This is a genomic window from Nostoc sp. (genome assembly GCF_035638895.1).
Lineage (GTDB): Bacteria > Cyanobacteriota > Cyanobacteriia > Cyanobacteriales > Nostocaceae > Nostoc.
Genome location: NZ_DASQZC010000532.1, coordinates 1 through 10,752 on the forward strand (window position 1 = coordinate 1; position 10,752 = coordinate 10,752).

Consider the following 10,752-nt stretch of genomic DNA (forward strand, 5'->3'; position numbering starts at 1 on the left):
ATAACTTATGGGCGTATCCAACAATTTTTCACCACACTGGAGACAAAAGCGACTACCTGGGGAATTTTCATGTCCTTGAGAACAATATATTTTAGTCATTTGTTATTTGTCATTCGTCATTTGTTATTAGTTATTCTTCCCCAGTCCCCAATCCCCAATTCCCTTAATTGCCAGATTGTACTTTACTGACTTGATCGGCTGCGATCGCATACCAAATTTGACCGAAAGTCTGTTGATTGAGTTTCCCACGATCCTGATCGGGAAACAATCGATCAAATTTTTCATTTGTATCTTTGGTCAGTTGATCAATTGTATAGTTTCCAAACTGCCCCGATCGCGCTTGCCGTCTCCATGTTACATAATCTTTTTGACTATATTTACCCAATTTTCGACGAGATGCTGTACTGAGGTCAGCCTGTTCTAGTTTATTCAATAAATCGTCAGCGATACCAGACCATTCATCTCGTAAACCAGCGTCTTCAGATTTAGATGTGAGGCTACGTTTGTTTAATTCCGGTTTTTTTGTATAAAATACATCATCTACAAAGGGAGTAAAAAATCCTTCAGTAATTTCTAGCTGTTGACGACGACTGATAATTTCCTGAAGATTGCTATTTTTTCCTTTGTCGCTGACTGGTTTACCGATTGGATTTGGTAACTGTGGAATTTGCGGTAATGAAATTGATGGAATGGTAATTGAAGTTACGCTCCGAATCACTGCATTTACCACCGCTAAAGTACCTGCACCAGTTAAAACAATTAAAGATGTTCCCCCTAAACTCATCACAAAAGGGCGAATCCAAACAGGCCAAGATATGGGTTTTGCTATCGCTTGCGTTTTGCCTTGGAATCTACTCATAACAGCACTGGCGCGTTGTCTTCCCGGAGCAACTACCATCGTCTTAATCTTAGTAGTAATGTAATTACCTGTGGATTTAGTCGCAGTTGGCGATGGTAAATCTTTGAGGATTTGCTCGGCTCGTTGATAGCGATCGCTCGGTTTATAAGCCAGCATCTTTTTTAACACTGCTTCCAGTTGGGGACTAACTCTAATTTCCTTTCCCCATCCCCAAATTCCCTGATAGCTGTCGTATAATTTTTGCGGCTCTTTCCCTGTAAGCAACACCAGTGATGTCACCGCTAAAGAGTAGAAATCACTGCTAAAAAATGCTTTTCCCTGCCGTAACTGTTCTTCTGGGGCGTAACCCTTTTTTCCCAGCAAAGTGTTATTTCCAACTAACTTGGTGCGCCAAAAACCTTGAGAAGCTGGCAATTGCTTGACACCACCAAAATCAATTAATACTGGCAGATTATCAGAACGCCGCCAAATTAGATTATCAGGAGATATATCACGGTGAACTACATCTCGTGAGTGGATGTAGGATAACACGGGTAAAATCTGTTGCAGTAAGGTAATTATTTCCTCTTCGCTGAAAGTCTTTCCTTGAGTTTCACGCTGTTCTAATAATTGGTAATAATTATCACCATCCACATAATCTTGCACTAGAAAGAAAAAATCTTTAGTGCCTATCTTCACTTGTAGCGAGGCGTGAAAACGGGGAATTTGTGGATGCTGGAGTGTTTTCAGAACATTTGCTTCTCGTTCAAATAACTCTTTAGCTTTTTGTAAATCTTGATGTTCTTGTACTTGGGGTGCAAATTCCTTCAGCACACATATTTGATGAGCTTTATTTATATCCTCCGCCAAATAGGTGCGTCCAAAGCCACCCTGCCCTAAATGACGGATAATTTGATAGCGGTTATCCACCATTTGTCCCACAGCAAGAGGTAATGGTTCACCACAATGGGTACAAAAGCGGTTCCCACCATTATTTGTGTGTTGTTTACTGCAATAGAGCTGCATGGTGCCCAAGGATAAATTAAGGTTTTATTGAATCACTACAACGCGCATACCCTCATTTTCGGATATCCTACGAATTACGAATTACGAATTACGAATTACGAATTATTTTAACGGTGTTGGTTCTACTTCAGGATAAACAACAAGCGTCATGAACCAGAAATCAAGACAGCAGCAAGTAATTAAAGCATTTGAAGATTTTTTGTCTACCCCCCTAGAAACTATACTGCAACGGCATCTCAACACTCAAACTTCGGCAGCTTTGAGTTTATTTCACGATGTAGCGGCGAATGTACCTGCCTACAAGGCTTTTTTAGCAGAAAGGAAAATTAATCCCGCGACTATTCAAACTTTAGAGGAGTTTCAAAAACTACCAGCGATCGCTAAACAAAATTATATACTGCGCTATCCTTTGGCTAACTTGTGCCGCAACGGGCAACTCCAAGCGTGCGATATGATAGCTGCGTCTTCCGGTTCCACTGGTAAACCGACATTTTGGCCTCGTTTTTTCACAGATGAACTCCAAATCGCCACACGCTTTGAACAGATTTTTCACGATAGTTTCTATACAGATACCAGACGTACCCTAGCAGTGATTTGTTTCACCTTAGGTACTTGGGTAGGTGGAATGTTCACTAGCAATTGCTGTCGTTATCTTGCTAGCAAAGGTTATCCCATCACTGTAATTACCCCTGGTAACAACAAAGAAGAAATCTTGCGAGTTGTCCAAGTATTAGGTTCAGCATTTGAACAAGTGGTGTTATTGGGATACCCGCCATTTTTAAAAGATGTGATTGATACTGGTATCGCTTGTGGTGTGGACTGGCAGCAATATCAGATTAAGTTAGTTATGGCGGGAGAAGTATTTAGTGAAGAATGGCGGAGTTTAGTTGGTGAAAGAGTAGGTTCAAAAAATCCTTGTTATGATTTTGCATCACTTTACGGCACTGCGGATGCAGGAGTTTTGGGTAATGAAACACCGTTAAGTATCTGCATTCGCCGTTTTTTGGCAGAAAATCCCGATGCTGCCAGAGCTTTATTTGGGGAATCACGTTTACCCACATTAGTACAATATGATCCTTGCAGTCGCTTTTTTGAAGTTCAAGATGGCGGATTACTGTTTTCAGGAGATAACGGTATTCCCTTAGTACGTTATGACATCTTAGATACTGGCGGAATAATTAGTTATAATGCCATGCTGCAATTCTTAGCTGAATGGGGATTTAACCCTGTTGCAGCGTTAGAGAACTCCCCACTCCCCACTCCCCACTCCCCTAGAGGTATTCATGAGCTACCTTTTGTTTATGTCTTTGGGCGTTCTAACTTTACAGTTTCCTACTTTGGTGCAAATATTTATCCCGAAAATGTGACGGTGGGATTAGAACAACCAGGAATTCAAGAATGGGTGACGGGTAAATTTGTGTTGCAGGTGAAGGAAGATGCAGATAAAAATCGATTTTTATCTGTGGTTGTGGAATTGGGAGCAGGGGTAGAGGATAGTGAAGATAAAAGGCAAGCGATCGCATCTTCTATTCTTTCACAACTGCTCCGCCTAAATAGCGAGTTTGCTAATTATGTTCCCGCAGAATATCAAACACCACAAATTACATTAGCGCCAATGGGTGATTTTGAATATTTTCCGATTGGGGTGAAACATCGTTATACCCGTCAATAGATATTGAGCTTGAGGTTCATTTGCTAAGGAAGCGCCCAATTACCTACTAACAAAAATCCCCCGATCATCGGGGGCTAAAAAGTCAGAAAATAATATTAAACCTATTAGTTGCAATGCTAACGTTCGCCTTACTGACAATAATCTTTCAAAAGTGTGAATGCTCTTTAAACAAGGATTGTAATAAATAACACAAATTAACGCTTCAATAAAACTTGATTTTCATTAGGGAGTAAAAACAAATTAATTTGAAACCCTCTGTAACGCCAAATCTAGAATACTACCCGAATTTGCAGCTTGTAAACTTGTTTCTATGTGTGAAAAATTATTACCTGTTTTCATAAATATACGTGGATTGCTATATACTTCCTGTGAATTCGTTGTTTAACAAGTAATACTTACAATTAGAATTGAAACGCAATGATTAAGAGTCCATCTACTACATGGTTATCCTGTGCAGCTCTTACGCTACTCGGTTTTGCAGCCGATGTTCCAAAAGCGATCGCACAGACTATCTACCCATTTGAGGCTGTCTACAATGTTGAAATTACAAATATACCAATTGCCCCAAATATTTTCGAGTCAACGGATGTAGGCAAAAGTATTGATGCCCCATATGGTTTAACTAACCTGACGAATCTAACCTACGCTGAATTTGACCCTGCGACTAGTGTATTTAGATTCAGTTCAGACCCAGCAGCGCTTAATTTAGAAGGCTTACCAGTTAGCACTTTCTCTTTATTTAGTAGTGGAAGCGATCGAGTTTTTGGAAGCATTGTTGGTACTGCTTCGCTTGACTTTGAAAATTTTGTCGGAACAGGTTCTTCTACCATAACTATCACTGGTGGTGAAGGTAGATTCATTGGTGCTACTGGCATACTAAACTTATTAGAGAGTGATACTTTTACTCCAGACCCAACTGCTCCTATAAACTCCAAGTTTACAATCAGTGGTTCGTTTCAAACACCTCAAGCAGTGCCAGAACCGGAAACTAATGCAACACTCATTGGTATAGGTGCAGTCTCTGTTGGTTTTCTGTTAAGCCGACGCAACAACAAAGCTGCTGCATAAAGAAGCAAAAGTAATCTGCCATCCATAACAGCGCCATTGCCCAATTAGTACTCAAACTGGATGGAAGTAGAAGGCAGCACCCAATATAGCATAGGTTGCTAACAGCAACATCCCCTCTAACCAGTTAGAGCGACCATCCAAACTAATTAAGTTGGCAATGACGACTGCAATGATCACTGCAACAACCTCAAACAAGTTAAAGTTTAAATCCATTGGTTGTCCAATTACCAGCCCAACTAGCACAAGGAGCGGCGCAACCAACAAAGCAACTAGTAGACTCGATCCCATTGCTACAGATACTGCCAAATCCATATTGTTCTTAATCGCTACTCGGACAGCAGTTACATATTCGGCTGCACCTCCAACTAGTGGTAATAAAATTACTCCGGTAAACAAAGGTGTCAATCCTAGTCCTTTTGTTGCTTCTTCAACCGCACCGACAAAAATCTCAGACACGAATGCTATACCAATCGTTGCCACAAGCAAAACAGCAACCCAAAGGCTCAAGTTTGGCTTTGAATGTTGATCTTGCTCTGTGGCGGCCTCCTCTTGAGAAACACCTTCTAGTTCTACAACCCCAACATCGTAGAGGTAGCTGTGAGTCTTCAAGGAGAATAACAGCGTAAAACCATAAACTACAATTAAAATGACTGCTACAAAAATCGACAGATTAGTAATAGCGCTTTGCTCGACCACATTAGATGTAGTGATCACCATTGCCGGCAGTACAATTGCAGTTACTGCTAGTGTCATTGTGGAGCCATTGACTCGCGCTGCCATTGGCTGAAAAGTCTGCTCTTTATACCGTAACCCTCCCAGCAACATAGATAGCCCCATTACCAGGAGTAGATTACTGATAATAGTCCCTGTAATGCTGGCTTTAACAATATCTACCAAGCCTGCTTTGAGAGCTACTAGACCAATAATTAGCTCAGTTGCATTACCGAAGACTGCATTTAATAAGCCTCCGATAGAAGGCCCTAATACTACAGCAATTTCTTCTGTTGCTTTACTCAGCCAAATTGCTAACGGAATAATTGCAACTGCTGAAAGCCCAAACACTATTAATGCATCCCATTCTAACTTTTCTGCCACAATAGCAATAGGAACAAAAACTAGCAAACCTATTGAAATTAGGTCTTTAGTTTGTATATTTTTGAGGGCGGTTGGCATAAGTATATAACTCTAATAATGATAACTATCGTTTAATTCATTGAAATAATTGCACATTATAATCAATTTTCCTTGTCTGTAACAGTTACTAAAGAACTTACAGTATATAGTTTCTTTTTCCTAAAGAATTTTATCTGCTGCGAAAAACTTTGCTAACTGGCTAAAGATGGATGAGGCTGGTAAATAAATTAATCCCTTTGATTGCTGTAATTGCTACTTAGGCAATTAACCATCGCATTCCCATTCTGATCACAATATCTGTTTTATTAGGTGCGATCGCCTCTGCCGCAGTTTCCCCTAAGATAACCAAAGCACCTGGAAGATTTGATGCATAATAAAAACTAAACCTTGAAATTTTGAAGTAGGCAATGAATACTACCGATAATTCTCCGATGGATGATGGGTCATCAGCAGATTTGATCTCTGTCGCAGAGTTACAGCAACAGCTTAATGACTTACTCCAGCAACTATCTCCAGAGCGATTACGGGTGCTGACTGATTTTGCTGCTTATTTGGCAAATGCTGAAAGCGAAGCTGCAACCCAAGAACTTTTGGCAATTCCTGGATTGTTAGAGCGAGTTAAGCAAAATCAAGCAACGCCTAAAGCCGAATACACTGCCTGGAGAACTCTTCGCTCTGATGTATGAAGTTATTCTTCGCGGCAATCGTTTTTGTGATCGCATTTCCTGGATTTGGATAAATTTACAAAACGGAAAAATACAAGACGCGATGAATCGCGTCTCTACAAGAGGCGATCGCAAAAACGATGCCTGCGACGGGCTACGCCTACGCATTCCCATTCTGTTTACAATACCTGTTTTACTAGGTGCGATCGCATTCCCTGGATTGCGGAAAGATCAGAGGCGATAGATTTACGAGACGCTTACGAGATGCGATGAATCGCGTCTTTACAAGGGATTGCTGCTTCCACATTTCGCTTATATTTTGGCTGGAGGAAGTATTTTTCTTTCCTACTCTCCATCTTTCACTTTATCTTGTTGATGCCAAGCTTGATAAAAAGCGGGGTAGGGCATACTTTGGGCACACTTCCAGATAACTTCGTAGCAATCATCAAATCGCTTAAAGTAATTTTTGTAAGTTTCAGGTGATAAGTAATCTTTCAACACGGTGATAACACTCGGCATCTGTTCCTCTAACAGAATTTTCTCTAACGTTGATCCCACTTTCCATTGGGTAGAATAATCCAGTTGTGGATTGCCGATTAACTCCACCAAACCAGCGATCGCTTTTTCGTTGCCAGAGCCAATTTGCCCTAAGCTTTTTGCCGCTTGCGTTCGGGTAGAATCATACAGTTGTGGATTGCTGATTAACTCCACCAAACCAGTGATCGCTTTTTCGTTGCCAGAGCCAATTTTCCCTAAGCTTTCTGCCGCTAGTATTCGGGTAAGCTCGTACAGTTGTGGATTGCCGATTAACTCCACCAAAGCAGCGATCGCTTTTTCGTTGCCTGGGTCAATTTTCCCTAAGCTTTCTGCTACTTGCCTTCGGATAAGATCATCCAGTTGTGGATTGCCATTGCCAATTAACTCCACCAAAGCAGCAATCACTTTTTCGTTGCCAGAGCCAATTTCCCCTAAGCTTTCTGCCGCTAGCATTCGGGTAGAATAATCCAGTTGTGGATTGCCGATTAACTCCACCAAAGCAGCAATCGCTTTTTCGTTGCCTGGGTCAATTTTCTCTAAGCTAGATACCGCTAGCATTCGGGTAGAATAATCCAGTTGTGGATTGCCAATTAACTCCACCAAAGCAGCAATCGCTTTTTCGTTGCCAGAGCCAATTTCCCCTAAGCTTGATGCTACTTGCCTTCGGGTAAACTTATCCAATTGTGGATTGCCAATTAACTCCACCAAAGCAGCAATCGCTTTTTCGTTGCCAGAGCCAATTTTCCCTAAGCTTGATGCTACTTGCCTTCGGGTATCATCATCCAGTTGTGGATTGTCGATTAACTCCACCAAAGCAGCGATCGCTTTTTCGTTGCCAGAGCCAATTCCCCCTAAGCTAGATACCGCTTGCCATCGGGTAGAATAATCCAGTTGGGTATTGGCGATTAACTCCACCAAAGCATCAATCGCTTTTTCGTTGCCAGAGCCAATTTTCCCTAAGCTTGATGCTACTTGCCTTCGGCTATCATCATTCAGTTGTGGTTTGCCGATTAACTCTACCAAAGCATCAATCGCTTTTTGGTTGCTAGAGCCAATTTGCCCTAAGCTTTCTACTGCTTGCCATCGGGTATAATAATCCAGTTGTGGTTTGCCGATTAATTCCACCAAAGCATCAATCGCTTTTATGCGATTTGTCTGAGGCAATGCTGTCTTTGCTCCCTCTGCGATTGGTTCGAGAAATCTCACCCTATCTTTTTGTTCAACTTTAAACTCGCCAAAACCCCATTTAACGATTTTCGCCACAATAGCATCTGCGTTGCCAGAATTTTTCCACTCATCAATCCCCGCAGCAGCGAGAAAATAAGCGCGAAACTCGTAAAATCCCTTTCTGACTCTATCAATAGCTCTGTATTCTCCGCACCCATCATCAAATTCCACCAACACCTGAATAAACTCTTCCTTCTCCTCCCTCCCCACATCCTCACGTCCCAGCCACAGCAAAATCACCTCTTTCCACTGTGGTGCAAAAATGCGATAAACGCCTAGCGTGGGGTTGTCGGGAACATGATTTAGAAACTCGTGCCAATTCTCAACCGCCAACGCTGCAAAATATTCCTCAAATGTGGGATGGTAGAAAGCGTAAACTTCCTCTTCGTCAGATTCGGCAGCCAGTCCAACTTGATTTAGCCATCCCAACTTTAGCGCCAACCAAAATAGAGAACCCTCCTCTTCTGGATCGCCCAATTCATTACTTACAAACTCATGGCGCAACCGAAAGCGAGAAGTTTCTGTGTCAATTGCCCGCCTTGCCAAACGTCCCAATGCTGCGTTTAGTGTTTTTTGCTGCTTTTGAGTCGTGCTAAAGCGATTTTTTCTCCAAGTGTAGAACCGCTTAACAAACTGCTGATAAAGTCCGGCTTTAGTTTCCGGTAAACCTTTATCGGGAAATTGCCAAGTGCTACACAACAGCGCTAACCGCAAAGGATTTTTAACTAAATCTTGGATGCGCTGACGTTCAGCTTTATCCAGTTCCTTCCATAATTTTTCCCCTTTGTCTGCATTCTTGTTGTGAAACCAACGCCCAATAAAGTCTTGCACTTGTCCCGGATATTCAAAATTGAGTAACCGATACGTCTCAAAATCTGCTAAAGCGCCGCCGTTTACTTCCCAAACATTCACCCGACAAGTCAGCACAACCCGCGCATTTTTCACCCATCCCGTCAACTGCTGCGAAATCTCAGTTAATGGTTGGAGTGAAGACATTTCATCTGCTGCATCCAACAACAACCACACACGATTATTCTTGAATAAATCTACAAAAGCGTTTTCCTGTTCTTCTGTTACACGCACCACTTCTAAAGCATTCTTCAGCCAAACTTGCAACAGGTAATTTTCTAGACTCTTTTGCAAGTCTGCCAAAGAAATCCAAATTGGTAAACCCAGATTCTTGTTTAATATCCAAAAAGCTATAGTTTGCAACTGAGTAGTTTTTCCCGCACCCGGTTCCCCAATTAAAGCGATGCGGTGTCCTTGAGTTTTACCAACACCATCACGGATAACTTGCTCTAAAAAAGCCTTATGTTCAAATCGCTGCTTCTCTTCATAACTCGGTTCATAAAGTTGCGAACCTTGTTCTGCGGAAATATCCTCGCTGCACTTCTTCGGTTTGTTACGCTCCACCAATGCTAAAGGGACATGAATTGCCTTTAGCTCAAATTTCATCTCATTATCAGCAAATAGCAACTCATTTGTGGTGAGACGCTTGTGTTTTTCCAGCATAGCGCCGCAGATTTCTTGCCAATCAACACCCTGAGATTTTTCTTTTGGAGTCTTGGGAACTTTCGCAGAGTTGTTTTTTTGAGCTTCTCTGCATTTATCCCATTCCCCACCTTGCTTAAACAACCAATTGAGGTTTTCTTTTTTATCGATGCTGGGAAACTTGAGCGCGAAAAGCCAAACTTTTGAGTTTGTTCTAGTTTTGGCGTTGGTTTGTCCGCGTTTATCCTGAAGAATTTTCAAGCTTATCAGACAGTTGAGCGCATTCCTAATTGCTTCAACGTCTAAGCTGTCGTTATACTTCTTCGTCAGTTCTGCCAGTCCTTCTAATGTAGAATGCGTTACCCATAACTCAGTACCCGCTTGCCAATTGGCTTTACAGTCTTTTGATTCTTCCGATTCTTCCGATTCTTCTACAAATGACAGTAAACCACCCAGCAATATTTCTGCTTGTTTTCTACCAGCATTGTAGCTAAGATTCCGCCCCTTCCGCTCCATATAAGTACCGTCATCGAAAAGAAAAAAATTTTCAAAGAGTTCTGTGCTTTCCCAAACCAGACATCTTTCCCAAGCACCCTATGTAGATTCTAAACGCCTTTTATCAACGCTTGGGAAAATTTACTTGTCAATTAATCCCAACCTTAAGCTTGATTTGAAATTGAGGTGAGGTAGATAAATGACAACTAAGCGCAAGCAAACTCAAAGCACACGTCAAAAGCTTTATCGCCAAATCATTACGATGTTGTTATTAATACAAACAATGTTAATTGGCGTAGATGCCGAAAACCGCATTCAGCAAGGAGACTCACCAATCGAGGTTTTAATACGGATGATTAACCAGTGTATTCCAGTCTTGAAACAAGCCAGCAGTTTGCAAGAAAAACAGAAAAAGAGCCTGTTACCCACACATCGCCGTTCTGAGGATCAATAATATCACAAGCCCCTCTTTGCTCGGTGTACACACAAGTCAAATTACCCCCCTCAATCCCCCCTTAGAAAGGGGGGAAGCCGGAAATCCAGTTCCCTCCCCTTTCCAAGGGGAGGGTTAGGGTGGGGTAAAACCTTGGTTAATCAGC

8 protein-coding genes are annotated in these 10,752 nt (G+C 41.8%); 5 read left to right on the top strand and 3 right to left on the bottom strand.

Features of this window, described 5'->3' with window-relative positions; all coding sequences use genetic code 11:
* Window positions 1–163 precede the first annotated feature (163 nt).
* Entirely contained in the window at window positions 164–1,864 is a 1,701-nt protein-coding gene (locus VE944_RS26260) for a serine/threonine-protein kinase (RefSeq protein ID WP_324984091.1), read from the bottom strand.
* A 148-nt stretch (window positions 1,865–2,012) separates the two neighbouring features.
* Between VE944_RS26260 and VE944_RS26265 the strand changes: the two genes are divergently transcribed.
* Window positions 2,013–3,536 carry a phenylacetate--CoA ligase family protein gene (locus tag VE944_RS26265; protein ID WP_324984094.1) on the top strand — a complete coding sequence of 508 codons (1,524 nt, stop codon included), beginning with the start codon at window positions 2,013–2,015 and terminating at the stop codon, window positions 3,534–3,536.
* 417 nt (window positions 3,537–3,953) lie between these two features.
* Window positions 3,954–4,604 (top strand): PEP-CTERM sorting domain-containing protein, encoded by a 651-nt coding sequence (locus VE944_RS26270; RefSeq protein WP_324984097.1) that lies wholly within the window; start codon window positions 3,954–3,956, stop codon window positions 4,602–4,604.
* 51 nt (window positions 4,605–4,655) lie between these two features.
* On the opposite strand, the gene cax is transcribed toward VE944_RS26270, so the two are convergent.
* On the bottom strand, window positions 4,656–5,777 hold the full coding sequence (gene cax, locus VE944_RS26275; RefSeq protein WP_324984100.1) for a calcium/proton exchanger: 1,122 nt from the start codon (window positions 5,775–5,777) through the stop codon (window positions 4,656–4,658).
* Window positions 5,778–6,145: 368 nt separating this feature from the next.
* Here cax and VE944_RS26280 point away from each other — a divergent pair, with 368 nt between their 5' ends.
* Both VE944_RS26280 and VE944_RS26285 read left to right on the top strand, forming a co-directional pair.
* The gene (locus tag VE944_RS26280; RefSeq protein ID WP_324984102.1) at window positions 6,146–6,424 is read left to right on the top strand and encodes a hypothetical protein; all 279 of its coding nucleotides are present in this window, start codon (window positions 6,146–6,148) and stop codon (window positions 6,422–6,424) included.
* Complete coding sequence (locus tag VE944_RS26285; RefSeq protein ID WP_324984105.1) at window positions 6,417–6,647, top strand: hypothetical protein; 231 nt, start codon at window positions 6,417–6,419, stop codon at window positions 6,645–6,647. The genes VE944_RS26280 and VE944_RS26285 overlap by 8 nt, the downstream gene beginning before the upstream one ends.
* 101 nt (window positions 6,648–6,748) lie before the next feature.
* On the opposite strand, the gene VE944_RS26290 is transcribed toward VE944_RS26285, so the two are convergent.
* Window positions 6,749–10,174, bottom strand: coding sequence for a HEAT repeat domain-containing protein (locus VE944_RS26290; protein WP_324984108.1), 3,426 nt, complete (start codon window positions 10,172–10,174; stop codon window positions 6,749–6,751).
* Between the two features lie 178 nt (window positions 10,175–10,352).
* Between VE944_RS26290 and VE944_RS26295 the strand changes: the two genes are divergently transcribed.
* Window positions 10,353–10,607, top strand: a complete 255-nt coding sequence (locus tag VE944_RS26295) for a hypothetical protein (RefSeq protein ID WP_324984111.1) — start codon at window positions 10,353–10,355, stop codon at window positions 10,605–10,607.
* The last annotated feature ends 145 nt before the right edge of the window (window positions 10,608–10,752 follow it).